General features: G+C 62.7%; 21 protein-coding genes. 13 read left to right on the forward strand and 8 right to left on the reverse strand.

Annotated elements, in window-relative coordinates; translation table 11 throughout:
- Positions 1-6: 6 nt before the first annotated feature.
- Positions 7-903, reverse strand: coding sequence for a methyltransferase domain-containing protein (locus tag DL86_RS08795; protein ID WP_036260438.1), 897 nt, complete (start codon positions 901-903; stop codon positions 7-9).
- A gap of 161 nt (positions 904-1064) precedes the next feature.
- Here DL86_RS08795 and DL86_RS08800 point away from each other — a divergent pair, with 161 nt between their 5' ends.
- On the forward strand, positions 1065-1796 hold the full coding sequence (locus DL86_RS08800) for a ComF family protein (protein ID WP_156964558.1): 732 nt from the start codon (positions 1065-1067) through the stop codon (positions 1794-1796).
- A 24-nt stretch (positions 1797-1820) separates the two neighbouring features.
- Here the strand turns inward: DL86_RS08800 and DL86_RS08805 are convergent, their stop codons facing one another.
- From DL86_RS08805 to DL86_RS08820, 4 genes are all read right to left on the reverse strand, one after another.
- Positions 1821-2483, reverse strand: a complete 663-nt coding sequence (locus DL86_RS08805) for a 3-oxoacid CoA-transferase subunit B (RefSeq protein ID WP_036260440.1) — start codon at positions 2481-2483, stop codon at positions 1821-1823.
- A gap of 14 nt (positions 2484-2497) precedes the next feature.
- Complete coding sequence (locus DL86_RS08810) at positions 2498-3205, reverse strand: CoA transferase subunit A (RefSeq protein WP_036260442.1); 708 nt, start codon at positions 3203-3205, stop codon at positions 2498-2500.
- A 292-nt stretch (positions 3206-3497) separates the two neighbouring features.
- On the reverse strand, positions 3498-4262 hold the full coding sequence (locus tag DL86_RS08815; protein WP_051953041.1) for a class I SAM-dependent methyltransferase: 765 nt from the start codon (positions 4260-4262) through the stop codon (positions 3498-3500).
- 15 nt (positions 4263-4277) lie between these two features.
- Positions 4278-4805, reverse strand: a complete 528-nt coding sequence (locus DL86_RS08820; protein ID WP_051953043.1) for a copper chaperone PCu(A)C — start codon at positions 4803-4805, stop codon at positions 4278-4280.
- 237 nt (positions 4806-5042) lie between these two features.
- Here DL86_RS08820 and DL86_RS08825 point away from each other — a divergent pair, with 237 nt between their 5' ends.
- The 10 genes from DL86_RS08825 (at position 5043) to DL86_RS08870 (ending at position 19354) form a co-directional block, all read left to right on the forward strand.
- The gene (locus DL86_RS08825; protein WP_036260443.1) at positions 5043-5627 is read left to right on the forward strand and encodes an ANTAR domain-containing response regulator; all 585 of its coding nucleotides are present in this window, start codon (positions 5043-5045) and stop codon (positions 5625-5627) included.
- Positions 5624-6769, forward strand: coding sequence for a CmpA/NrtA family ABC transporter substrate-binding protein (locus DL86_RS08830; protein ID WP_036260445.1), 1146 nt, complete (start codon positions 5624-5626; stop codon positions 6767-6769). Before DL86_RS08825 ends, DL86_RS08830 begins: the two co-directional genes overlap by 4 nt.
- Positions 6770-7180: 411 nt before the next feature.
- Positions 7181-8494 carry a CmpA/NrtA family ABC transporter substrate-binding protein gene (locus DL86_RS08835; protein ID WP_036260447.1) on the forward strand — a complete coding sequence of 438 codons (1314 nt, stop codon included), beginning with the start codon at positions 7181-7183 and terminating at the stop codon, positions 8492-8494.
- Between the two features lie 41 nt (positions 8495-8535).
- Entirely contained in the window at positions 8536-9435 is a 900-nt protein-coding gene (ntrB, locus tag DL86_RS08840; protein WP_036260601.1) for a nitrate ABC transporter permease, read from the forward strand.
- A gap of 12 nt (positions 9436-9447) precedes the next feature.
- Positions 9448-10245: an ABC transporter ATP-binding protein gene (locus DL86_RS08845; RefSeq protein ID WP_036260449.1), complete on the forward strand. Its 798-nt coding sequence runs from the start codon at positions 9448-9450 to the stop codon at positions 10243-10245.
- 129 nt (positions 10246-10374) lie between these two features.
- Positions 10375-11592, forward strand: coding sequence for an NAD(P)/FAD-dependent oxidoreductase (locus DL86_RS08850; RefSeq protein WP_051953045.1), 1218 nt, complete (start codon positions 10375-10377; stop codon positions 11590-11592).
- A gap of 8 nt (positions 11593-11600) precedes the next feature.
- Positions 11601-13385: a NirA family protein gene (locus tag DL86_RS08855; protein ID WP_036260451.1), complete on the forward strand. Its 1785-nt coding sequence runs from the start codon at positions 11601-11603 to the stop codon at positions 13383-13385.
- A complete protein-coding gene (locus tag DL86_RS08860; RefSeq protein WP_036260452.1) occupies positions 13382-14998 on the forward strand; it encodes a sulfite reductase subunit alpha in 1617 nt (538 codons plus the stop codon). Before DL86_RS08855 ends, DL86_RS08860 begins: the two co-directional genes overlap by 4 nt.
- Entirely contained in the window at positions 14998-17667 is a 2670-nt protein-coding gene (locus DL86_RS08865) for a nitrate reductase (RefSeq protein ID WP_036260454.1), read from the forward strand. Before DL86_RS08860 ends, DL86_RS08865 begins: the two co-directional genes overlap by 1 nt.
- A gap of 571 nt (positions 17668-18238) precedes the next feature.
- Positions 18239-19354 carry a lipopolysaccharide biosynthesis protein gene (locus DL86_RS08870; RefSeq protein ID WP_156964551.1) on the forward strand — a complete coding sequence of 372 codons (1116 nt, stop codon included), beginning with the start codon at positions 18239-18241 and terminating at the stop codon, positions 19352-19354.
- A gap of 17 nt (positions 19355-19371) precedes the next feature.
- Here the strand turns inward: DL86_RS08870 and DL86_RS08875 are convergent, their stop codons facing one another.
- Positions 19372-20835: a hypothetical protein gene (locus tag DL86_RS08875; RefSeq protein ID WP_156964552.1), complete on the reverse strand. Its 1464-nt coding sequence runs from the start codon at positions 20833-20835 to the stop codon at positions 19372-19374.
- Positions 20836-21082: 247 nt separating this feature from the next.
- On the opposite strand from DL86_RS08875, the gene DL86_RS08880 reads away from it, so the two are divergent.
- The gene (locus tag DL86_RS08880) at positions 21083-22105 is read left to right on the forward strand and encodes a methyltransferase (RefSeq protein WP_036260460.1); all 1023 of its coding nucleotides are present in this window, start codon (positions 21083-21085) and stop codon (positions 22103-22105) included.
- A gap of 394 nt (positions 22106-22499) precedes the next feature.
- Positions 22500-23069, forward strand: a complete 570-nt coding sequence (locus DL86_RS08890; protein WP_036260463.1) for a hypothetical protein — start codon at positions 22500-22502, stop codon at positions 23067-23069.
- 221 nt (positions 23070-23290) lie between these two features.
- On the opposite strand, the gene DL86_RS08895 is transcribed toward DL86_RS08890, so the two are convergent.
- Together DL86_RS08895 and DL86_RS08900 are read right to left on the reverse strand one after the other, a co-directional pair.
- A complete protein-coding gene (locus DL86_RS08895; RefSeq protein WP_036260604.1) occupies positions 23291-23497 on the reverse strand; it encodes a CsbD family protein in 207 nt (68 codons plus the stop codon).
- Between the two features lie 342 nt (positions 23498-23839).
- The gene (locus DL86_RS08900) at positions 23840-24817 is read right to left on the reverse strand and encodes an HpcH/HpaI aldolase/citrate lyase family protein (protein ID WP_036260465.1); all 978 of its coding nucleotides are present in this window, start codon (positions 24815-24817) and stop codon (positions 23840-23842) included.
- Between the last annotated feature and the right edge of the window lie 6 nt (positions 24818-24823).

Here is a 24823-nt window from a genome sequence, read left to right on the forward strand (position 1 = left end):
AGCGATTCAAGCGTCGCGACCGGGCGCAATCTTGCCTGCGCCAAGCGCATCGGCCAGCCGCATCTTGGCCGAACCGGGAGCCAGAGGCTTTTGTTGGCTTTCGTGGGGCGCCCAGCCGGACAGAAAGATCAGCTCGAACGTCGCCCGCACGCGCCCATCGGGATCGCTAAAACGCTCGGCATAGAGCTTCGCCGCGCGCGCAAAGAGACCGCGCGGCGCGGGTTTTCGCGAACGCGCTTCGAGCGCATTGGTCGCGCCCATCGCCCGCAAATCGGCCATGAGCCCGAACATGTCTTTGTAGCGCACGGTCAGGGGCTCGCTGTCGGCCACCGGCAAGGCGAAGCCCGCGCGCTGCAAAAGGGCGCCCATATCGCGGACATCGGCGAAAGGCGCGACGCGGGGGCTGATCCCGCCGCAAAGCTCGCTCTCCGCCGCGCCAAGGGCCGTCCGCAATTCGGCAAGGCTCCGGCCGCCAAGGAGGCAGCCGAGAAACAGCCCGTCCGGCTTGAGCGCGCGGCGAATCTGGATAAGGGCGCCCGGAAGATCATTGACCTGATGGAGCGCCAGCGCCGACGCGGCGAGATCGAACCGCTCCGGCGCCAGCGGCAAGGCCTCCTCATCGCCGACGAGGCGCAGGAGCGCGCGCGGACCGGCCTCCTCGACGAGCGGGGAGATGCGCAAGACGAGGCGCGCGCCGTCGTCGGCGAGCCGCGCGGCCAGTTCCGGGGTGGATGCGCCAAGTTCAACGACGGCCGTAAAATCGCGTTTGATCCCGGCAAGCCGCTCGTAAAGCTCCTCGATGGCATATTGGGTCAGGAAATCAGCCGGGCCGGCGCGGCGCGCGCGGGCGAGCCTGCGGCGGATCAGGGCGCGATCGAAGATGTTTGTCGGTGTTCTGTCCACGGCGCTCCTTAGACCAGTTTCGCGGGATCTGATATGCTTTCTAACTGCAAATATGCGCGAACGCGCCAAAGGTGAAATGCATGCTGCGGGCGCAAAACGCTTTGCGGGAACTTCCGGGCCGGCTCCGTGTGGCCTTCGCGACGCGGGCCTTGCCGACGCTCATGCCGATTTTGCGGGGCTTCGGGCGCGTCGCCGCCGATCTTGTTTTCCCCCCCGCTTGTCTCAATTGCCGGCAGGCCACCGATGTCGCTGGTTCGCTCTGCGCCGCCTGCTGGGCGAAAGTGCGCTTCATCGAGCGCCCCTTTTGCGAGCGCCTTGGGACGCCATTCGCGGCCGATCTCGGCGCCGAGGGCCTCCTTTCGCCGGAAGCCGTCGCCAACCCTCCGGTCTATGCTCGCGCCCGGGCAGTGGCGGGGTTCGAGGATGGCCCTGTGCGGCAATTGTTGCACAAGCTGAAATACAGCGATCGAATGGAGCTGGCCAAGCCGCTCGGGGCCTGGATGGCGCGCGCCGGCGCCGAGCTTCTGGTCGATGCCGATCTTCTCGTTCCAATTCCCCTGCATCCGCGTCGGCTCATCGAGCGGCGCTTTAACCAGGCCAACGCTTTGGCGCAAGCCGTCTCGGCGGCGAGCGGCGTGAGCGCCGATCCTTTCGTGCTCATTCGCGTCAAGCCGACAGCGTCCCAGGTCGGGCTGTCTCGCCCGCAGCGGGCGCTTAATCTGCAAGGGGCGTTTCGCGTGCCAGATGAGATGGCGGGGCAGGTGGAGGGCCGCGCCATCGTTCTCGTCGATGACGTCATGACCACGGGGGCGACGCTCAACGCCGCGGCGCGCGCGCTGCTTCGCGCCAAAGCCAAGCGGGTCGATGTCCTGGTCTTCGCGCTGGTGGCGTAGAGAGCAAGTCGCCGTCGCCCGGCGTCAGGCCGCCCTTGCCGCAAGCTCCGGCGCGACCTTGAAGGTGGCTTCGGTCTTTTGCTTGATCTCTTCGATCGTGACGTCATCGGCGAGTTCGACGAGGGTCATGCCGGTTCCGCCCTCTTTGTCGATCGTGAACACGGCAAGGTCGGTGATCACCATGTCGACGACAGCCGTGCCGGTGAGCGGCAAAGTGCAATGATGCAGAAGTTTGGGCGCCCCCTTCGCCGTATGGTCCATGACGACGACGACGCGCTTGACGCCCGCGACGAGATCCATCGCGCCGCCCATGCCTTTGACCATCTTGCCGGGGATCATCCAATTGGCGAGATCGCCGTTTTCGGTGACCTCCATCGCGCCAAGAATTGCGAGATCGATATGGCCGCCTCTAATCATTCCGAAACTATCCGAGGAGGAGAAATAGCTGGTCGTCGGCAGTTCCGTGATGGTCTGTTTGCCGGCGTTGATGAGATCGGCGTCCTCTTCGCCCTCGAAAGGAAACGGCCCCATGCCGAGCATCCCGTTCTCGCTCTGCAATTGCACGTCCATTCCCACGGGAATGTAATTCGAGACGAGCGTCGGAATGCCGATCCCGAGATTGACATAAAACCCGTCGCGCAATTCCTTGGCGGCCCGCGCCGCCATCTGATCCCTGGTCCAGGCCATCGTTGCTGTGCTCCTCAAGCCGCGGCGCGCGGGCGGGTCGTGCGTTTCTCGATCAATTTGACGATGTTCGGCGCATGGATGATGCGCTGCACGAAAATGCCGGGCGTGTGAATCGCGTCTGGGTCGATTTCTCCGACCGGGACGAGATGCTCGACCTGCGCCACCGTCACCTTCCCGGCGGAGGCCATCATCGGATTGAAATTGCGCGCTGTCTTGCGGTAGACGAGATTGCCTTCCGCATCGCCCTTCCAGGCGTGGACCAGCGCGACATCGGCGACCAGCGCGCGCTCCATGACATAGGTCGCGCCGTCGAAGTCCCGCAGTTCCTTGCCCTCGGCGATCACGGTTCCGACGCCGGTCTTGGTGAAAAACGCCGGGATGCCGGCGCCTCCGGCCCTGATCCGCTCCGCCAGCGTGCCTTGCGGATTGAATTCGAGTTCAAGTTCGCCGGAAAGAAAGAGCTGCTCGAACAATTTGTTCTCGCCGACATAAGACGAAACCATTTTCTTGATCTGCCGCGTCTCGAGCAGAAGCCCGAGGCCCGCGCCATCGACGCCGGCATTGTTGGAGATCACGGTCAAATCCTTGACGCCGGAATCGCGAAGGGCGTCGATCAAGATTTGCGGAATGCCGCAAAGGCCGAACCCGCCGGCCATGAGGGTCATGCCGTCCTTGACGATATCGGCTAAAGCCGAACGCGCATCCGGGAAAATCTTATCCATATGCTATGCCTTGTCTTGGCGGATGGTTCTGGCCACTGATCTTGGCTGCTGACTTCAGCTTGGCGCGGAATGCTCGTCTCAGGCGCAATTTCGTTGCGCCGGGCGAGCCCGCATCAACCCCAAGAAAACCCGAGCTTATGAAAGCCAGTTTTCTTATAGTCCAGGGGAAAAACCGGATCCAGTTGCGATTAGAGCATTTTCAAGCGAAGCAGCCATCGGTTCGCTTTAAGATAATCCAATAAAACAAAGAGTTAGAGCTGCCCCTAAATCCCGCAGAATGCGTTCGCGCCGCTCACGCGTCAGGTTTGGCGGCGGTCAGCAGCGTGTTGACGCCGTCGCGGAAACGCACGTCGATCGGATCGAAGCCGATGGCCCGCATCGCCGCCAGGGATGGCCCGAGTCGCATGATGTGATCGGCCGATTCATCGCTGAACAGATGGATCACCCATTGCTCCAGGAGATCGTGGCGGTTGATCGCCGACAAAGTCTTGAAATAGTGGCGCGCCTCCTGCTGGGTCAGCCGCGTCTGTTCGGCCGTATTGTCGAGAGCGTAGCGGTCGCCGTTCACGAACAGGCCGCCGGGGGCCAGCACGCGGTAAATCTCGGCCAGAACCTTGACGCGGTAGGGTTCGAGAAAATTATGCGCCGCATAGGCCGACGCAACCAGATCGATGCTTCCGGTCGGAAGCGCCCGCAGGCCGGCCAGAGCATCCGCCTCGATAAGGCGCACCCGTCCTTGGTCGATGAAGGCGGACAGATTGTCGCGCGCCTGGCTCAGCATGCCGGGTTCATTGTCGAGCGCGGCGATGACGAGATCCTCGCGCGCTTGCAGCAGCGCCAGGGTGGTGATCCCAGTGCCGCATCCGATCTCGACGGCGTTCAGCGGCCGCGCGGGCGCGGCGGGCATATGCGCGACGAAATCTCCGACCCGCCCGCTCATCGCCGCCGCCGCGGGGCAGATCAGCTTCAGCATTTCATATTCGGCGCTGAGCTGCCCCGAAAAAAGCCGCTCGGCTTTCTCGCCGGCGAACTCCGTCCCGCCGGCCGTTTTCGTCATAGCCGCCGTCAATTGTCACTCGCCGTGTTTGTGCTGGTGTCCGGAATGGTCTTCCTTGGACGCATCCGCATCTTCCTTCGGCGCGGTGTCGTCCGATTCGACCATGAAATGGATCGGCACGCTGTGAAGTTTCTCGAAGACCAGCGTTCCGAGGACCTCGGTGTCCTCTTTCAAGGCTTTGGTCACCTTGCCGAATTTGAATTGATAGGTAGTCGGCGTCAGCTCGATCTTCCCATGCGGCTTGATGACGAGGCCTTGTTCGAGCGGCTTCGAGGTGAAATGGCCATTGGCCTCGGTCAATTCATACAGGACGCCCTTGCCTGCGCCCTCGATCGTGGCCGAAAGAAGCGTTTCGGGCTCGTCGCTTTCATTGCTGATTTCGATGATGCAGGCATAGGTTTCAGGCGCCCCTTCCGCCGAGGCGCGGACCCAAGGATGCGCGATCTTCAATTTGCCGGCGCTCTCCTGATGCGCCCAGGCTGGCGCGCAGAGCCCGATCGCGAGCGCAAGGGACACCATGATCGGCGAAACCGAAACCTTCATTGAACGTCCTCCAACTTGATCGACTGGCGTCGATTTTACGGCTGGAGCATAAAGCATGGCGGCGGCGAACGGGCAAGGTTTGGACGCCGAGCGAGCGCCAAATGAAAATAAAGTTCTAGCTCGCCCTTGTGCGATTGGACCAGGCCGACGGCCGTCCTATAGACTGACGGCGAGCCTCGACAATGGGATCAGGACGCGGCGCGTCTGGAGACGATCTTGAGCGCGGCCGGAGAGTCAATGGACCGAGACCTGCGCATCGCCGTCATTGACAAGAACCCGCTGCGCGCGGCCATTCTTGAAGAGGGTCTGCGCGAGGCCGGGCATTCGGGCGTCGTGCGCATCGACGATACGGCTGATCTGCTGGATCGGATCCGCGTCATCGATCCCGACGTGATCCTGATCGATCTTGAAAGTCCGAGCCGCGACGTTCTCGAACAGATGTTCCAGGTCAGCCGCACCGTTGCGCGGCCGGTCGCGATGTTCATCGACCGCTCCGATGCGGCGATGATCGACGCGGCGGTTGATGCAGGGGTCTCGGCCTATATCGTCGACGGCCTGCGCAAGGATCGGGTCAAGCCGATCCTCGACATGACGATCAGCCGGTTCAACGCTTTCGCCCGGCTCAAGGACGAGTTGGAGCGGACGAAGTCGCAGCTCGAAGACCGGAAGGCGATCGACCGGGCCAAGATGCTGGTCATGCGCGCCAAAGCGATTTCCGAAGAGCAAGCCTATGCCCTCATGCGCAAAACGGCGATGAACGAAAACAAGAAGATTGCCGATATAGCGCGCTCCATCATTACCGCCGCGGAGCTCTTGCGATGACGATGAAGCTGCGCATCGGCTATGTGCCTCTGACCGACGCGGCGCTGCTTCACGTCGCCAAGGCGCAGGGTTTCGCGGCCGCGCGCGGGCTTGAGCTCGACCTCGTGCGCGAAACCTCCTGGGCCAATATCCGGGACAGGCTCGCGCTCGGCCATTTCGACGCCGCGCATATGCTGGCGCCGGCCGCCATTGCCTCGTCGATCGGCGTCGGACAGATGCAGACGCAGCTTGTGGCCCCGGTGGCGCTTGGGCTCAACGGCAATGCGATCACGGTTTCGCGGGCGCTTTTTGATTCCCTGCAGCGCAGCGCGGAAGGCGATCTGGCCGACCCCCGCGTCACGGCGAAGGCGCTGGCCGGGATCGCCCGGAAGCGCAAGGAAAAGGGAGAGGCGGCGCTGACGTTTGGCCATGTGTTCCCCTTTTCCAGTCACCACTATCAATTGCGGCTATGGATGCGGGCGGGCGGCTTAGACCCCGAAAATGACGTGCGGCTCATCGTGACGCCGCCGCCTTTCATGGTCGAAACGCTGCGCGAGGGCCATGTGGATGGATTTTGCGTCGGCGCGCCCTGGAATTCGCTGGCGGTGGCCGCCGGCGTCGGGACGATCCTCCATTCAGGGACCGCCATCGTGCGCAATTGCCCCGAGAAGGTTCTGGCGTTTCGGGCCGAATGGGTTTTGGAGCGTCCAGCCGAGGCCAGCGCGCTCGCCCACGCCATTGGCGAGGCATCGCAATGGGCGAGCGAGCCCTCCAACCGCACGGCCTTGGTGGTCCTGCTGGCCTCCGTCTCCGAGCCCGGCGTGAGCGCCGAGACAATCGACCAGATCCTTGAGAGCCAGCCTCCCGAACATCAGGCGCCGCCGCGCGTCTCGGCCGCCACGGCCACCGGCCTGCGGCTCGATCCGGCGGCGATCGCTGCGCATCGCTCCCATGCGCTTTGGCTTTTCGCCCAGATGGCGGCGGCCGGCCAAGTCGCCTATTCGCAGGTCCTGGCGGCGACAGCGGCCGCTGTCTATCAGCCGATTCTTGGTCCTGCGATCGCCGGCCCCATCGACGCGCCGCTTGTCTTCGATGGGCCGGAGTTTACGCCCGACGATCTTCCTTCTTATCTGAAAGCAATGGGGATTGCGCCGCGCGGCTAGAGCATGATGCCGAAAAGTGGAAACCGGTTTTCGGCCGACATCATGCTCTAACTCTTTGATGAGAGGCGGATTTAAGACTTTGGACGAGATCGCGTTGCGATTCCGTCCAAAGTCATCGGGCTCTAGGCGCGTTCTGGCTGCACAACAAGCGCGCAGGTTGTTCAGCTAAGGGCAAAATGGCGCGAGGATATGCGGCTTGTCGCCGTGGGGCTGGGTGCTTTGCCTTTGCATTCCCACGCCAATACACAGCTTTCCCGGCTGGCATCCATCTTGCGTATAGGTAGCCACATAAGATTGCCTCGCGCAGTCTGTTTTGGGTCCAACGATGGGCCTAAATCCAGCAACGCCGCTGACAAACCCTCGCTTAAACGGGGGTTCGCCAGCGGCGTTTTTTTTTGATGGAGCCCAGGCATGAAGGCCAGAACCTCGACCGGCGCGACGAGTCTGACGCGTCGCACGCTTCTCACATCCGGGGCCAGCCTCGCCGGCGCGGCCGCATGGATGGCCGCCGCGCAGAGCGCATTCCCGGGCGGCGCTTTCGCGGAGGCGGCCGGACCTGAGACGCCGAAGGTGGTGCTGGGCTATATCGCGCTGACCGACGCGGCGCCGCTGATCGTCGCCAAGGAGAAGGGCTTTCTTGATGAGGTCGGCCTGACCGAAGCGTCGATCTCCAAGCAGGCGTCATGGGGCGCGACGCGCGACAATCTTGTTCTCGGCTCGGAGGCGAATGGCATCGATGGCGCGCATATCCTGTCGCCGATGCCCTATCTGATCTCGACCGGAAAGGTCACGCAGAACAACGTCCCCGTGCCGATGTATCTCCTGGCGCGGCTCAATTGCGATAGCCAGGGCATCTCGGTCGCCAATGAATATAAGGATACCAAGGTCGGCCTCGATTCCTCGCCGCTGCGGGCCGCTTTCGCCAAGAAAAAGGCCGAAGGCAAAGACGTCAAGATCGCGATGACCTTCCCGGGCGGCACCCACGATCTGTGGATCCGCTATTGGCTCGCCGCTGGCGGCATTGATCCCGATAAGGACGTCTCGACCATCGTCGTGCCGCCGCCCCAGATGGTGGCGAACATGAAGATTGGCAACATGGACGCCTTCTGCGTCGGCGAGCCTTGGAACGAGCAGCTCGTCAACCAGGGGATTGGCTTTACCGCCTGCACGACCGGCGAGATCTGGCGCCGCCATCCCGAGAAGGCCCTAGGCATGCGCGCGGCTTGGGTCGACAAAAATCCGAAAGCCGCCAAGGCGCTCCTCATTGCCGTGATGAAGGCGCAGCAATGGTGCGACAAGCTCGAAAACAAAGAGGAAATGGCGACCATTCTCGGCAAGCGGCAATGGTTTAACGTGCCGGTCGCCGACGTGCTCGGCCGGTTGAAGGGTGACATCAACTACGGCAACGGCCGGTTTGCCAAGGGCACCGATCTCTACATGAAGTTTTGGGAAGACGGCGCGTCCTATCCCTACAAGAGTCACGACGCATGGTTTGTCGTCGAGGACATCCGCTGGGGCAAGTTCGATCCCTCGACCGACGTCAAGGCGCTGGTCGAGAAGGTGAACCGCGAGGATCTGTGGCGCGAGGCCGCCAAGACGCTTGGCGCCGCGGACATTCCCGCGACGTCCTCGCGCGGCAAGGAGACCTTCTTCGACGGCAAGGTCTTCGATCCCGCCGACCCGGGGGCCTATCTGAAGAGCCTCGCCATCAAGCGCATCGCCTGATGCGCGGCCAATCGTTCGTTCGCAATACAACGGAGACCTCCATGTCCCTCACGGCATTGCGGCGGGAAGCGGGCGCCGCGCCAGATGGCGTCAAGCGCAAGTCGAAACAAGCGCGCTTCTCGTCCAACAAACCATCGCTTTGGACCAGCACAATGTCGCTGTTCAATCGGCTCGCGCGCAATGTCGTTCCGCCGCTGATCATGCTCGCGCTGATCCTCATCGCCTGGCAGATTCTCTGCGGCCGGCCGGGCGCCGCCTTGCCGGCACCGTCCGAGGTATGGACGCAAGCGGGCGATCTGATCAAGCATCCTTTCTTCGACAACGGCCCGCAAGATCTCGGCCTCGGCTGGCGCGTGCTGGTCTCCGTCCAGCGGGTGATGATCGGCTTCGGATTGGCGGCGATCGTCGGCGTTCTCTTGGGGACGTTGGTTGGCCAGTCGGTCTGGGCGATGCGCGGACTCGACCCGATCTTTCAAGTGCTGCGCACGGTGCCTCCGCTCGCCTGGCTGCCGCTCGCGCTCGCCGCCTTCCGCGACAGCAACCCGTCGGCGATCTTCGTCATTTTCATCACCTGCATCTGGCCGATCATCATCAACACGGCGGTCGGCATTCGCAACATCCCGCAGGACTACCGCAATGTCGCGTTGGTGCTCCGCCTCAGCCCGCTCGAATTCTTCGCCAAGATCATGGTGCCGGCGGCCGCTCCCTATATTTTTACCGGGTTGCGGATCGGCATTGGCCTCGCCTGGCTCGCGATCGTCGCGGCTGAGATGCTGACAGGGGGCGTCGGCATTGGGTTCTTCATTTGGGACGCCTGGAATTCCTCGCGCCTGCCCGACATCATCGTCGCGCTGGGCTACATCGGCCTCACCGGCTTCGCGCTGGACCGCCTCGTTGGCGCGGTCGGCTCAATCGTCACCCGCGGCGCGCCCGCGAATTAAGGAGGAGCCATCATGGCCCGCCATTATCTCAAGATCGATCATGTGGCGAAGAGCTTTTCGCGCGGCGGCGCGACGTCGGAGGTCTTGACCGACATCGACCTCGCGATCGAGCGCGGCGAGTTCATCTCCATCATCGGCCATTCCGGCTGCGGCAAGTCCACTCTCCTCAATCTCGTCGCCGGCCTCACCCGCGTGACCACTGGGGCGATCCTGCTCGAGGACCGCGAAGTCAACAGCCCCGGACCCGACCGCGCGATCGTGTTTCAGAACCACAGCCTGCTCCCCTGGCTCACTGTGTATGGCAATGTGAGGCTCGCGGTCGACAAGGTTTTCGCCGGGGTCAAGTCGAGGGCCGAACGGCATCAATGGACCATGCATAATCTCGATCTCGTGCAAATGGCCCATGCCAAGGACAAGCAGCCGGCCGAAATCTCCGGCGGCATGAAGCAGCGCGTCGGCATCGCCCGCGCTCTCGCCATGGAGCCCAAGGTGCTGCTTCTCGACGAGCCTTTCGGCGCGCTCGACGCTCTGACGAGAGCCCATCTGCAGGACAGCGTCATGCGCATCCACGCCGCGCTTGGCAACACGGCGATCATGATCACCCATGACGTCGATGAGGCTGTGCTGCTGTCCGACCGCATCGTCATGATGACCAATGGCCCTTCGGCGCGCATTGGCGAAGTGCTGGATGTGCCGCTGGAGCGGCCGCGTGAGCGGGTCGAGCTTGCCGCCGATCCGGCCTATATCCGCGCCAGGGAGACTGTCTTGAAATTCCTCTACGAGCGCCACCGGGTTGTCGAAGCGGCGTAGAGTCCGACGAGTCGGTTGAACGCGGAGATGTCCGATCACGTCAAGCCGGACCGATTCCTTGCGCATTGGAGTTCTCCCCAATGCGGCCGACCAAACGTTCGCCTTGATGCTTGCCGCGAGGGCTATTCCATGAGCGAAACTCTGATCGTTGTCGGCAACGGCATGGCCGCGACGCGCTTTGTCGATGAACTGACGCAGCGCGCGCCTAGCCGCTACAGCGTCGTCGTCATTGGCGACGAGCCGCGCTTGTCTTACAACAGGGTTCTGCTGTCGTCGCTGCTCGCCGACGAAATCGACGAATCGGCGATCGAGCTGAAGGGGCAAGACTGGTGGAGCGCGCGCGGCGCGACGACGCTCACGGGGCAGGCGGTCACATCCATCGACCGTGAGGGCGGGAGGCTGACGCTCGCCAACGGCGCGCGCCTTTCCTATTCGAAGCTTGTGCTGGCGACCGGTTCGGCTCCAATCCGTTTGCCAAAGCCCGGCATGAACTTACCCGGCGTCCTGACCTTCCGCGACCTCGCCGATGTCGAGGCGATGCGCGCCATGATGGCGCCCGGCGCGCGCGCCGCGGTGATCGGCGGCGGCCTTCTCGGCATCGAGGCGGCCTATGGCCTGGCCAAGGCGGGCGTGAAAGTCACGCTCATTCATCTCATGGATCAATTGATGGAGCGCCAGCTCGACGCGAGGGCGGGCGCCTTGCTGAAGCGCGCCATCGAAGCGAAGGGCGTCGATGTGGTGCTCGGCGCTGATGCGGCGGCGGTGGTTGGAGAGGAGCGAGCGCGGGCTGTGGCTCTCTCCGACGGTCGTCTCATTGATGCGGATTTCGTGGTCTGCGCGGTCGGCATCCGGCCGCGGGCGCAGCTCGCCAAGGACGCCGGGCTCGCGGTCAATCGCGGGATCGTCGTCGACGACGGGCTCGCCTCCAGCGACCCCGATATTTTCGCGCTTGGCGAATGCGCCGAACACCGAGGCAATGTCTATGGATTGGTCGAGCCGGCCTATGAGCAGGCGAAAATCCTGGCCCATCGCCTCGCCGGCGATCTTGCCGCGAGCTATTTGGGCTCGACCCTTGCAACCAACCTCAAGGTCTCCGGCGTCAACGTCTTTTCGGCTGGGCAATTCATCGAAAATGAGTCGAACGATTGTCTTATGCTCGAGGATGAGGGAGCTGGAATTTACAAGAAGCTGGTTCTGCGGGAAGGCCGGCTTGCCGGGGCGGTGCTGTTTGGCGATGCGGCGGACGGGCTCTGGTATCTCGATCTGATCCGTTCCGGCGCCGATGTTTCCCACATGCGCGATCTCCTGGCGTTCGGGCCGGCGCTCGCCCTCGCGCAAGCGGCGTGAGGCGCCCCATGAACGGCGATTTCACCCCCGATCAGAAGCGCTATCTCGAAGGCTTCGTTTTCGGCCTCGACGCCGCGCGCAAGAAACAAGGCTTATCGGCGCTTGGCCTTGCAGGCTCCGAGGCCAAGCCGATCGGGCCCGATGCGCCGCATTTTCTCGCCCAGGATGAGGCGACGAAGGCCGGCAAGAAGCTCGCCGACCAGGAAAAATGGAAACGCGAGGAACATCCCTTCGACGCCTATCCGAGACTGCGGGATCAGGCTGCGCGAAGTGAGTTTCCAAAGCCGGCCGACAATTTCCGGTGGCGCTATCATGGGCTTTTCTATGTGGCGCCGGCGCAAGACAGCTACATGTGCCGGCTGCGCATCCCCAATGGCGTGTTGTCGCATTGGCAGTTTGCGGGAGTAGCCGATCTCGCGGAGCGGTTCGGCGGCGGATATGCGCATGCGACAACGCGCGCCAATCTGCAAATCCGGGAGATCGGCGCGAAGGATTCGATCTGCATTGTCGAGGGATTGCAGGATCTCGGCCTGACTTCGCGCGGCGCCGGCGCCGACAATATCCGCAACGTGACTGGCGACGCCACCGCCGGCATCGGCCACGCCGAATTGATCGACACCCGCCCGTATGCGCGCGAATGGCATTTTCATATCCTCAACCAGCGCGCGCTCACAGGCCTGCCGCGCAAGTTCAATGTGGCCTTCGACGGCGGCGGGGCGATCCCGACGCTTGAAGACACCAATGACATCGGCTTCCAGGCTGTGGAGGTCGCGGCGGGCGCCGGCGTCGAGCCAGGCGTCTGGTTCAAGCTGATCCTCGGCGGCATCACCGGCCACAAGGATCTGGCGCGCGAGACCGGCGTCATCGTGCGGCCCGGCGAGGCCACCGATGTCGCGGATGCGATCGTGCGTCAGTTCATTGCCGAGGGGGACCGCGCCAATCGCAACAAGGCGCGGCTGAAATATGTGCTCGACCGCTATGCGAGCGACGGACGCGGCCTTGCCGGCTTTCTCGCCAAAGTGGAGGAGCGCCTCGGCCGCCCGCTAACCCGCGTCGATGCATCCTTTATCCTGCCGCGCCCGGCGCAAGATCGACACGCGCATATCGGCGCGCATCCGCAGAGGCAGCCGGGTCTTTTCTACCTTGGCGTGGTCCTTCCGGTCGGGCGGATGAGCTGCGCGCAGATGCGCGCGCTGGCGGCCATTGCGCGCGAATTCGGCGATGGCGATCTGCGCCTTACCGTCTGGCAGAATCTGTTGATCTCCGGCGTCTCCGAACGAGATTTGGACGCAGCCAAGGCGGCGATTGAAGCCGCCGGCCTCGGTTGGCGGGCCTCCTCGATTCGCGCGGGGCTCGTCGCCTGCACCGGCTCGCAAGGGTGCAAGTTTTCCGCCGCCGCGACGAAGGCCGACGCCGAAGAGATTGCCGCCTGGTGCGAATCGCGGATCGCGCTCGACCAACCGGTCAACATCCATCTCACCGGCTGCCACCATTCCTGTGCGCAGCACTACATCGGCGACATCGGACTCATCGGCGCCCGCGTCGCGGTGAACGAGGATGGCGATACGGTGGACGGATATCACATCGTTGTCGGAGGCGGCCATGGCGGCTCTGGCGCGATCGGGCGCGAGATCTTGCGCGATGTGAAGGCCAAGGATGCGCCCAATGCGGTCCTGCGCCTGCTCGCGGCCTATCAGGCGCAGCGCTCCAGCGCGGCGGAAAATTTTCAAGAGTTCGCCGCGCGGCGCGAGGTTGCGGCGCTCAAGGCTTTCGCGGAGGGGCTTAACGCATGAACGCCATTTCACGCTCTTCCGCGATCGCGCCGATCATTCCGGAGACCGCGCCTTTCAGCCCCGAGCAACGCGGCTGGCTGAACGGATTTTTTGCGGGGCTCACCGCGCTTGACGGAGCGCCGGCTACGGCCGTCCCCGCCAATGAGAGCGAGCCGCCTCTCAGTGCGCCAGACGATGACGGGGCGCCTTGGCATGATCAGACGCTGCCGTTGCCCGAACGGATGAAGCTCGCCGCGGACCGGCCGATGCGGCGGCGCATGATGGCGGCGATGGCGCAACAGGACTGCGGCCAATGCGGCTATAATTGCGAGGATTACGCGAACGCGATCGCAGCGCAGGCCGAGGACCGTCTGAACCTTTGTGCGCCGGGGGCGAAGGAAACCGCCCGGATGTTGAAAGGCCTCGTCGAGGAAATGGGCGGCGGCGCGATCGATCCCGATGAAGCCAAGCTCAAAGCCGAGACCAAGGCGATGGCGCAATCGCGGGACGCCGACCAGCGTCCCGGCCGCTCGCGAAACGCCCCGGCGCAAGCGATCTTCGCTTCGCGAAAAAGGCTCAATCGGGAAGGCTCCGAAAAGGCGACCTACCATGTTGAGTTCGATATTTCGGGCGCGGGGCTCGATTACGAAGTGGGCGACAGTTTTGGAGTTTTTCCGCGCAACGATCCCGGGCTCGTTGATCGCGTGATCGCAGCGATCGGCGCGCCCGAGGACTTCCCGGTCGCGGATAAGACTCTCCGCCGCGTGTTGATGGAGGATGTTTCGCTGGGCGCCGCGCCCGACATGCTGTTCTCGCTCATCTCCTACATCACTGGCGGCCCGCGTCGGGCGAAGGCGAAGGCCTTGGCGAAAGGCGAAGATCCGGACGGCGACGCCGCGACGCTCGACGTGCTCGCGGCGCTGGAAAAATTCGCCGGGCTGCGGCCCGATCCCGAGGCCTTCGTCGAAGCGCTAGAGCCGCTGCAGCCGCGCCTTTATTCGATTGCCTCCTCGCTGAAGGCCAACCCCGGCAGGGTGTCGCTTTGCGTCGATCAAGTGCGTTACTCGATCGCTGGGCGCGAGCGCCTTGGCGTCGCCTCGACCTTTCTCGCCGCGGGCTTGCAGCCGGGCGCGCCGGTGAAGGCCTATGTCCAGCGCGCCCATGCCTTTGCGCCGCCGGCCGATGGAAAAACCCCGATCATCATGGTCGGCCCCGGCACCGGCGTCGCTCCCTTCCGGGCCTTTTTGCAAGAACGCGTGGCGACCAAGGCGCAAGGACCGGCCTGGCTGTTCTTCGGCCATCAGCGGCGCGACGCAGACTATTTCTACGAGGACGAGATGTCCGGCTTCCTGGCGGCAGGGACGCTCGCCAAAATCTCCCTCGCCTGGTCGCGCGATGGCGAGCGGAAAGTCTATGTGCAGGACAAGATGCGCGAGGAGGCGTCCGAGCTCTGGTCGTGGCTGTCGCAAGGCGCGCACTTCTACGTGTGCGGCGACGCCAAGCGCATGGCGGCCGATGTCGAAGCGGCGCTTCTTACGATCTGCGCCGAATATGGCGGCATGAACGCCGCCGCCGCCAAGGCCTTCCTGAAGGAGCTGCGCGCAGGCGGCCGCTATCAGACGGACGTCTATTGATGAACGTTCACGCGCCGGCGCCGGGCGTGCGCACGACTTGCCCATATTGCGGGGTTGGCTGCGGCGTCGTCGCGACGCCCGATGGGCTTGGCGGCGCGGCAATCGCTGGCGATGCAAGCCATCCAGCCAATGCCGGCCGGCTTTGCTCCAAGGGCTCCGCGCTCGGCGAGACGCTAGGGCTTGAAACGCGGCTTCTGCATCCGATGATCGAGGGCAAGCGGGCGAGCTGGGCCGCGGCCCTCGATCATGTCGCGGATGGATTTAAGCGCGTGATCGACCGGCATGGTCCGGACGCTGTGGCGTTCTATCTTTCCGGCCAATTGCTGACCGAGGATTATTACGTCGCCAACAAGCTGATGAAAGGCTTCATCGGCTCGGCCAATGTCGACACCAATTCGCGGCTCTGCATGGCCTCGTCCGTCGCCGGCCATCGCCTCGCCTTCGGGTCGGATACGGTGCCGGGATGTTATGAAGACCTCGACGAGGCCGATCTCCTCGTGCTCGTAGGATCGAACGCGGCGTGGTGCCACCCTGTGCTCTACCAGCGCATGGTTCGGGCGCGCGAGAAGCGCGGGGCGCGCATCGTCAGCATTGACGTGCGGGGGACCGCGACGACGCAGACCGCCGATCTCGCGCTGACGATCCGGCCGGGCATGGACGGCGTTTTGTTCTGTGGCCTTCTCGTCCATCTCGCCGACAGCCAAGGCGTCGACCGCGCCTTTGTCGGCGCCCATACCGAGAATTTCGACGCGGCCTTGAGCCAGGCGCGCCTCATCGCGCCTGATATCGCGACCGCCGCCGGAAAATGCGGCGTCGATACAGGCGCCATCGCGGAGTTTTTCGATCTTTGGTTGCGGATCGAACGGGTCGTGACGCTCTATAGCCAGGGCGTCAATCAATCCTGGCAGGGCGTCGACAAGGTTGCGGCCATCGTCAACTGCCATCTTGCGTCTGGCCGCATCGGCCAGATTGGCGCCGGACCCTTTTCGCTGACCGGGCAACCGAACGCCATGGGCGGGCGCGAAGTCGGCGGCCTCGCCAATCAGCTTGCCGCCCATATGGGATTTTCACCTGGAGACATCAACCGCGTCGGGCGCTTTTGGGGCGCGCCGCGCATGGCGCGGACGGAGGGACTTAAAGCCGTCCCCATGTTCGAAGCCATTGCGCGCGGCGACATCAAGGCCTTGTGGGTCATCGGCACCAATCCGGCGGTAAGCCTGCCGCGCGCCGACGATGCGCGGGCAGCCCTTTCCCGGCTCGATCTCCTGGTTGTCTCGGACAATGTGCGCTCGACCGATACGATCGAAGCTGGCGCGCATGTGTTGCTGCCGGCGGCGGCCTGGGGAGAGAAGGATGGCACGGTCACCAATTCCGAGCGGCGGATCTCGCGTCAACGGGCTTTCCTGCCCCTGGCTGGCGAAGCGAAGCCGGACTGGTGGGCGGCATCCGAAGTCGCCAAGCGGATGGGCTTTGGCGAAGCGTTCGATTATTCCGGTCCGGCGGATATATTTCGCGAACATGCCGCGCTTTCCGGCTTTGAAAACGACGGCGCCCGAAGCTTCGATATCGGCGCTCTCGCCGAACTGAGCGACGCTGCTTACGATGCGCTGGCGCCGCTGCAATGGCCCGCCCCCTTGGGCGCCCCACACGGGCGGGCGCGGCTCTTCGGCGATGGGCGCTTCTTCACGCCATTTCGCCGCGCCCGCTTCGCTGCGATCGAGGAGCCCGCGCTCGCTGTCGCGCCAACCGTCGAATTTCCATTTCTTTTGAACACCGGGCGGGTGCGCGACCAATGGCATACGATGACGCGAACCGGCCTCTCGCCTCGCCTCGCCGGCCATGCGCCCGATCCATTTGTCGAGGTGAACCCTGCTGATGCGCGCCGGCTCGATCTGGTTGACGGCGGGTTCGCGCGGGTCGCGACCGCATATGGAAGCGCCGTCCTGCGCGTCGCCGTCACCGAGGCGCAGGTTCCCGGCCGCATCTTCGCGCCAATTCACTGGAGCGATGCGACAGCAGGGCCGGCGCGCATCGGCGCGCTGGTTCATGGATTCACCGATTCCGTGTCGGGGCAGCCGGATTCGAAGGCCGTTCCTGCGAGGCTGGCGTCGGTTTCCTATGCGGCGCATGGCTTCATTCTTGCGCGCAACACACTGCGGCTTCCCGGCGATTCGGCATGGGCGTGGAGCGCGATCGAGGGCGGCTATGCCGCGCGGATCGCGACGAATGAATCCTACGCGGCTTTGGTCGAGGCGCTCGGCGAAAATTTGCGTCCCGCCGAACAGGCCAGATACAACGATCCAAGGCGCGGGACTTTTCGCGCGGCGTGGATCGTCGCAGGACGTCTGGAGACGATTTTGTTTCTTGGGCCGGAGGGCGAGATCCCGCCATGGAGCGGTCTTAGCGAATCCTGGGGATTGGAGCGGCTCGACGCCGCCGCGCGCCGCTTTCTCCTCGCCGGCAGGAGCGCCTCCGCCAATTTCGACGCCAGCCCGACGATCTGCGCCTGCTTCGGTGTCAAATCGCGCGCCATCCTGATGGCGATCGCAGATGGCGCAAATTCGAGCGATGCGATCGGGGCGCGGCTGAAGGCCGGGACGAATTGCGGGTCCTGTCTCCCTGAGGTGAAAAGGATGATCGCCATGGCCGCGACGCCCGTGGAGGTTTGAGGACGATCCCAGAAGCGACGCGGTCGCGCGAACGTCCTGATTGTGCCCGGATCGTCACGCGTTTGACTTAAGGGCGAAATAAATGCCCTTTCGCAATGCTCTCCCTCTATCTGTCTTGGCAACGGGCTCTCGACCTCGGTTGGCGCCTGGCGCATGATGCTATAAGCGGAACAGCGCTTGCTCTCTTCGCTATTTTTTGATGCATGATTCCATCTAAGAAGTCCGCACCTTTTTGGCGTCATGCCCTTGGGCGCATGGTCTTGCGCGCATGTTCCCGGCTGAAAGCGCCGGAGCGCGCCGGCTGAAGCCGCGGCGGGGTCGTTGGACAGATGTAGGGTTTGTCGTTGCGTCTTCGACTTGAGATGGATGCCGTACTGCTTGAAGGATGACTTCGGTGATGATGCGCAGGATAATTTCTGGTTTTGGCGCCAATGCGTTTGGTCAAGCTGTCACCATCGTAATACAAATTTTTTCTTTACCTATGTTCCTGCTGTACTGGGATACGGCTACTTATGGGTCCTGGCTGATTTTGTCGGCATTGCCTTCCTTTTTAGCGATGGCGGACGTGGGCATGGTGCACGCCGCAGGCAATAAAATGACAATGGCCATGGGGCGGTCTGACGTTGCTGAAGCCAATCGGATTTTTCAGACCGCGCAAGTCTTCATGATGGTCGTCTGCGGATCCCTCGCGGTCTTGATGACTCCGGCGGCGCTCTTCGTCCCCTTGTCCGATTTCATCTCGACAGATCAGCGGATCGCCTTGGCGGCGCTGCTGTTGGAAATTCTGGTCGCCATGTTTGGAGGTCTATATGAGGCGGCGTTCAAGGCGACGGGCCGTTACGCCATGGGCACGCTCTTGGCCAATGCCGTTCGCCTCGGCGAATGGGCCGGCTACCTGTTGGGCCTTGTCTTATTCGGCAATTTTGCAGGCGTGGCTATTTGCGGCCTGTTGGCGCGCACCATGGGCACCGGCATTGGCGTCATCCTCGCTCAAAGCGGCGATCATGGTCTCATTTGGGGAACCCGGCTGGCGCAGAAATCCGAATTGTTGATCATGATCCGGCCTGCGGTGTCCTTTATGGCGTTTCCGCTGGTCAACGCCCTCAGTTTTCAAGGGGTGACGCTCTTGGTTGGCGCGCTCGCGGGCACGACCACGGTTGCGCTCTTCACAACCTATCGGACTTTGGCGCGCGTCGCGGTGCAATTGACCGGAATGTTCAGTCACGCCTTGTGGCCGGAGTTCGCTCGGCTGTTTGGGCGGGGCGGCCCGCAAGCGGTTGAAAAACTCTATCGCCACTCCGCTCTATTGGGCGCCGCTCAGGCATTGGCGTTGAGCATTGTGCTCTATTTCGTTTCGCCCTGGCTGCTGCAAGTCTGGACACATGGTCAAATTGCCTTTGTGCCGGGTCTCATGGCATGGATGCTGGCCTATGCCGCGGTCAGCGGCTTCAGCCATATCCCCCGCGTGTTGTTGCTGTCCACAAATCAACATGTCGGCTTGGCGGGTTGGTCGCTTGTCGGCGGCGCGTTCTCGCTCATCCTGGCGTGGGCGTTTGGAAAGCTATGGCAGATCGATGGGATCGTGGCCTCTTTGGTGGTGTCGGAAATCTATGTCGCCGCGATCTGCGTGTATTTCGCCTATCGTTTGTTCCATAGCGCGTCGACCCTGCGGGAATCCCTGCCGTAAAGGAAAACGCCTGGACTTCATGGACAAAGCGAGGTCACGGTCGCTTCGATCGGCGGGCCGCCGTCCGCCGGCGTAATATTCGACAAAACGACCTGAAGCGTTTGCGCCTTAGCCACATTGGCGAGGTTGATCGTCATCGTGTTGGACCAGAAAATCGGCGCTCCGCGAAGGGCAGCCGATCCGGCTCCGATTGCGGCTTGCCCGGCAACGATCGCGCGGTCAAAGGTCACGATCAGCGATCGTTCGCCGGAGGGGCCAAAGGGGCCAAAGGGGCCAAAGCGGCATCGATCGGGTGTGGAGCCGAGAGCCGGTTTCGCGCCAGCGACGACGCGCATCGGTTGATCGCGGGTCGGCTTTAATCGCTCGCCGAAGATTGGGGAGAGTTTTTGGAGCCGCCTTTCGCCGAAGGAACGGGCCAGCAGGGTGAAAAACGCCGCCCGATAGGTGCGGGCGAATGCGTTGACCGCAACCGTCGGTTGCTCCGGGGTGAGAGAGGGCATGCTTCCGGTGCTGGCATAGGTCCGCCAGACTTTCGCGCAATATTCACTGGGCAGCCAGATATAGGGACGCCGATCGCCGTAGCTAGCCCGCGGAGAAATCGCGACATTGCTCATGCGCTCCTGATTGCCCCACGGCTGCGTGTTGGCGTTGATCACGACGTCGTAGGCTCCCAGCCAGCCGGGATGATGCCGCCAGTTCGACATCATCGCGGGGGCGTTGGTCGGCGCCTCAGCCGGTAGACGCAACTTCAAGACCTCCTCGAGCCAGACACGAGCGAATTTGTAATCTACCTTGTTGTGAAGGCCAAAAATTGATCCTCCATGCCAATGGCCGGGCTGACTGATCAGCGTCAGCGGCGCGCCTTCGGCGGCGCGATTGCGGGCGAAGGCGTCGTGGGAAATAGCGGGCGTCAGGTCCTCGACATTGGTCAGCAAGCCGGAATATTTATCGCCCGGATCCGAGAGCACGAGATGGGGAGTCGACAGCGGCGGAAGATAGGGCGGCCGGCTGATCTCGTGGAGCGCGACGACCGCCAGCACGCGTTGCGGCGGCTTCTCGGGATCGGGGTTGGAGAGCTTCGGGCTCGATGCGGTGATGGCGGCGGCGGCGGAGCCTGCGGAAAAGCCAAACAGAATCACGGGAACATATTGAATCTCGGCATGGCCTGCTATGTCCTTGGCGGCAATGTTTAGCGTGGCGATGATCCGGTCCGCGCTGATGTCCGGCGCCGAATAATCGAGTGGGATATCGAGCTGAATGCAATTGAACTGCATCGCCACCGCGCGCCAATCAGGATCGCTGTCAGGGAGCCAGGGGACGCCATTATTGATCGCGGCGGCGCGGATCGGCTGGTTCAGATCTGGAACATACGCGTCATAGCCATTGATCCTTCCGCTCCAGGGACGCGCTGTCTCGCTGCGTCCGGCGATCGGAACAAGTATGGCGAGGCAAAGACCCAATGGAATTGCCAGGGAGCGCATTTTCGGTTCGCTTTTCAAGGCGGCGTCGATGGCATTTCTGTTGCAGTTTTGAAGCCTGGATGCGAGCGGATTCTCGGCGCCTGTTCGGTCCTTGATGAGGGCGGGCCTGCAAAGCGGATAAAGGCGCTTGATCGCCGCTGCAAGCAGCGCTAAGGCGCTGCGTTCGAAAGTCGATTTCGCGCCGCGGCGCCTCTGCCACAGGCGGGGTCGAAAGGCGGTTGCTGCAAGCGATATGGGGGGATCAATAATGGCAACGGATTCGGCGACGCCGGCTGCGATCTTGCAACTCGGCATGGGATTTTGGGGCTCCAAAACGCTGCTTAGCGCGGTCGAGCTTGGCCTTTTCACCGAACTTGCCTCGGGACCGCAAACCCTCGAGGCGCTTCGGTCAAAACTAGGCTTGAACGAGCGCGGTGCGCGCGACTTCTTTGACGCCCTGGTGGCGCTGCGGATGCTCGATCGGCGCGACGGCCTTTACGCCAATGCGCCCGACGCCGATCTCTTCCTGGATCGCAACAAACCCTCGTATGTCGGCGGCCTCCTGGAGATGGCCAACAACCGCCTTTATCCGTTCTGGGGCGGATTGACGGAGGCGCTGCGCACCGGCAAGCCCCAGAATGAAGCCAAAAGCGGCGGTGAGGACCCATTTGTGGCGATCTACGCCGATCCCAAGGTTCTGGAGGAGTTCCTCCGCGCGATGACGGGAGTCAGTCTGCCGACGGCGCATGCTCTCGCCGCCGCATTTCCGTGGGGCGATTACCGGTCCTTCGCGGATATTGGCTGCGCCGAGGGCGGGCTCGGCGTCGCGATCGTGCAGGCGCACCGCCATCTTGCCGGCGTTGGTTTCGATCTGCCGGCGGTCGGACCGGTTTTCGAGAAATACGTCGAGGCCAATGGAGTCGCGGACCGATTGAAATTTCAGGCTGGGAATTTCTTCGTCGATCCGCTGCCGCAGGTCGATGTCCTGATCATGGGGCATATTCTGCACGATTGGGGGCTAGACCAGAAAGAGGCGCTGATCGCCAAGGCTTACGCGGCCTTGCCGAAGGGCGGAGTCCTCATCGCTTATGACGCGATCATTGACGACGAGCGCCGCGAAAACGCCTTCGGCCTTCTGATGAGCCTCAACATGCTGGTCGAAACGCCGGCGGGCTATGATTACACCGGCGCGGAATGCATCGGCTGGATGCGGAAGGCTGGCTTTTCAAAGACTCAGGTGCAGAGCCTGGACGGGCCAAATTCGATGGTCGTGGGCGTGAAGGAGACCTGAATTCGATCCTCGCTTGTCAGCGCGGGGCCGGTCTGGCGATCCAGAAAAGCTGGAAGCCGCCCACAATAGTCCAAGTCGCCTCGATTGGCCTCTTGACTTGAGCTGAGCCACGCTTTTTTTGGCGCGTTGGGGCGAGCTTGAACGTTTCAGTGAGAGGCCAGCCGGCAAAGAGGAAAATGAAGGCTGGCGTCCAGCGGTGGTTCCGATTATCGGCGGCCGGCCGGGAAGATCCATCGCAGAACTGGGGCTGAATGGGCGAGCCGATAGGCCTGGCCCCGGTCCGCATAGAGAGATCTGGCCCTGTTCTGTCCTGTTCAGCGACGCTGCTAGTTAACCAAGTCTTATGAGAAAGTGTATCATGGAAACGTCAAGGTTGTTCTATGTGTCAATTCCGATGCTTGTCACGCTGTCGATCTCCCTTTCTGGATGCGATCGGGGTCCCGAGCCGGCTGCGAATATCTCCTTTAGCCAAATTGGCTTATGCAAAGGATATGATGCTTCGAGCGGCCCGGTGACCGCCGGGGCTGACGAAGCATTCGCCATTTTCAAAATTCAGTCGGTGGATAATTCCAAGCCCGCGAAAGGTTTCTTCTTCGATCCAGCGCTTCTTTATGTGGACCAATCCTCGCCGCAGCAAAAGGCCGGGAATGTGTGGGAATGGAACCGTCGCTTTGTGACCACGGATCCGAGATTTGCGCAGGCTCTGGGCGTTACTGCCGCCGGACAAGTTACGGTTTCGAAAGGCGAAAAAGCTGAGATCAACGGGTTCGTCGTCGTTCCGGTTGGGGTCAATAATCCAACCGGCGGACCGGTCGACAAGCAGTATGCTTTCGATTTTGTGTATGATACCGGGTCTTCCGCCAAGGGCGAGGAGAAACTCTCCGAAGGCGTGGTCTTCACCAAGTTGAATTCGCCGGCAACGACGTCGGTCGTCGCCAATTGCAAAGCTTTGGCGCTCAAATAAGGATAGGCCGCAAGGCGTCACAATGCCCAGCAAAAGTCGCTTAGCGGCTCGCCGGGCTGGCGCCGTTCAACGTCCTATACTGAACTTGGCCCACCGCTGGCGCGAAGGAGTTTGGTCTTCGCGCCAGCCGATAGTCTGCCCGCGTCATGCCGCGCCGCCGCGAAAAGGCGGCGACTATCGTTCCGCCCCGGAGAGACGGGCGCAGGTTGCCTCCGCCGCCGTCATTTTTTCTTGAGAGCGCCCAACCAGGCGTCTACGTCCTTTTTGACCTCGTCCTTGGCGTGGCCGTAGATCTCATGGATCTTGGCTTCCAGATGTTCGCGTTTGCCCTTCAGATCGGCGATCTCTTCCTCGGTCAGCTTGTTCCATTTCTCTTTGACCGTGGCGGAAAAATGCTTCCAATTGTCTTCGATATGATCCCAATCCATTGAATTATCCTCGTTGTTGGCGGGCGATAACGCGCGCCGCAGGTTCCGGAGCGCTTGGAGCAGCTTGGACTTGACCGAGAGCGCTTCCCGATCGGATGGAATCATCTGATCGAAAAGGTATCGCTCAAATTCAACGAGTTGGAGCATGTTCTGTTCGGAACATTCTCTAGACGCAAGGTTCCGATGGCGCGGCCCTTGCGGTTCAGATTATCCTTTGAAACAAGGCGATATAGGAATGCCCAAGCCGCGCGCGGACAAGGTCCGCTTGAGCGGATCGATACGGCAATGGCGGAACGCCGCATTGATCCGGGTCAAGCTCAACGCCTAAATGAGAGACGTGTCTTAGCCAGCGACGCCGAGCGATTCCGCCTTGGCCAGCAGGGCCTCGGCCATGCGAATGCTGGCGATGTCGATCAAACGGCCGTCGAGCGAGACGGCTCCTTTGCCGGCCTTCGCCGCATCCGCCATAGCCGCAACGATCCGGCGGGCCTTCGTAACCTCCGCCTCGGAGGGCGTGAACACGGCATTGGCGAGTTCGATCTGCGAGGGATGGATCGCCCATTTTCCCTCATAACCAAGCACTGCGGCGCGCTTCGCCGCGGCGGTGAAGCCATCGGCATCGGAGAAATCGCCGAACGGCCCGTCGATCGGGCGCAAGCCATAGGCGCGGCAGGCGACCAGCATGCGGGTCTGCGCCGCGTGCCACTGATCGGCCCAGTAATATTGACGCTCGCCCTTCGCATCCTTGTCGGTCAGCACGCCGTAATCGGCGTTGACGCCGCCGATCACGGTGGTGCGCGCCCGCGTCGAGGCGGCATAATCGGCGACGCCGAAGGACATAGCCTCGAGCCTTGGGCTCGATTGAGCGATGGCCTCGACATTGGCCATTCCGAGCGCGGTTTCGATCAGCACCTCGAAGCCGATCCGCTTGTCGCGCTTCTTCGCCGCCTCGATCTGGGTCACCAGCATGTCGAGCGCGTAAACGTCGGCTGGAACGCCGACTTTCGGAATGAGGATCATGTCGAGCCGGGGGCAGGCCTCGACGATATCGACGACGTCGCGGTACATGTAATGCGTGTCGAGACCATTGATGCGGATCATCATGGTCTTGGCGCCCCAGTTGATTTCGTTCAGCCCGGCGATGATGTTCTTGCGGGCTTGCTCCTTGTCATCGGGGGCGACCGCGTCCTCGACGTCGAGAAAGATAATGTCGGCGGCTGAACTCGCCGCTTTTTCGAAAAGGCCTGGATTCGACCCCGGAACGGCGAGTTCGGAGCGATGGAGGCGCGGCGTCGCCTGTTCGATGATGGTGAAGCTCATGGCCTT

The sequence above is a fragment of the Methylocapsa aurea genome, from assembly GCF_000746085.1.
In the GTDB taxonomy this organism is placed as follows: domain Bacteria; phylum Pseudomonadota; class Alphaproteobacteria; order Rhizobiales; family Beijerinckiaceae; genus Methylocapsa; species Methylocapsa aurea.

Coding starts and splice junctions, on each gene's coding strand:
- DL86_RS08825 (WP_036260443.1), top strand. CDS start 5,043: ATGGACCGAGACCTGCGCATCGCCGTCATTGACAAGAACCCGCTGCGC.
- ntrB (WP_036260601.1), top strand. CDS start 8,536: ATGTCCCTCACGGCATTGCGGCGGGAAGCGGGCGCCGCGCCAGATGGC.
- DL86_RS08875 (WP_156964552.1), bottom strand. CDS start 20,835: ATGCGCTCCCTGGCAATTCCATTGGGTCTTTGCCTCGCCATACTTGTT.
- DL86_RS08870 (WP_156964551.1), top strand. CDS start 18,239: ATGGTGCACGCCGCAGGCAATAAAATGACAATGGCCATGGGGCGGTCT.
- DL86_RS08810 (WP_036260442.1), bottom strand. CDS start 3,205: ATGGATAAGATTTTCCCGGATGCGCGTTCGGCTTTAGCCGATATCGTC.
- DL86_RS08830 (WP_036260445.1), top strand. CDS start 5,624: ATGACGATGAAGCTGCGCATCGGCTATGTGCCTCTGACCGACGCGGCG.
- DL86_RS08820 (WP_051953043.1), bottom strand. CDS start 4,805: ATGAAGGTTTCGGTTTCGCCGATCATGGTGTCCCTTGCGCTCGCGATC.
- DL86_RS08900 (WP_036260465.1), bottom strand. CDS start 24,817: ATGAGCTTCACCATCATCGAACAGGCGACGCCGCGCCTCCATCGCTCC.
- DL86_RS08860 (WP_036260452.1), top strand. CDS start 13,382: ATGAACGCCATTTCACGCTCTTCCGCGATCGCGCCGATCATTCCGGAG.
- DL86_RS08890 (WP_036260463.1), top strand. CDS start 22,500: ATGCTTGTCACGCTGTCGATCTCCCTTTCTGGATGCGATCGGGGTCCC.
- DL86_RS08835 (WP_036260447.1), top strand. CDS start 7,181: ATGAAGGCCAGAACCTCGACCGGCGCGACGAGTCTGACGCGTCGCACG.
- DL86_RS08895 (WP_036260604.1), bottom strand. CDS start 23,497: ATGGATTGGGATCATATCGAAGACAATTGGAAGCATTTTTCCGCCACG.
- DL86_RS08865 (WP_036260454.1), top strand. CDS start 14,998: ATGAACGTTCACGCGCCGGCGCCGGGCGTGCGCACGACTTGCCCATAT.
- DL86_RS08855 (WP_036260451.1), top strand. CDS start 11,601: ATGAACGGCGATTTCACCCCCGATCAGAAGCGCTATCTCGAAGGCTTC.
- DL86_RS08800 (WP_156964558.1), top strand. CDS start 1,065: ATGCCGATTTTGCGGGGCTTCGGGCGCGTCGCCGCCGATCTTGTTTTC.
- DL86_RS08850 (WP_051953045.1), top strand. CDS start 10,375: ATGAGCGAAACTCTGATCGTTGTCGGCAACGGCATGGCCGCGACGCGC.
- DL86_RS08880 (WP_036260460.1), top strand. CDS start 21,083: ATGGCAACGGATTCGGCGACGCCGGCTGCGATCTTGCAACTCGGCATG.
- DL86_RS08815 (WP_051953041.1), bottom strand. CDS start 4,262: ATGACGAAAACGGCCGGCGGGACGGAGTTCGCCGGCGAGAAAGCCGAG.
- DL86_RS08845 (WP_036260449.1), top strand. CDS start 9,448: ATGGCCCGCCATTATCTCAAGATCGATCATGTGGCGAAGAGCTTTTCG.
- DL86_RS08805 (WP_036260440.1), bottom strand. CDS start 2,483: ATGGCCTGGACCAGGGATCAGATGGCGGCGCGGGCCGCCAAGGAATTG.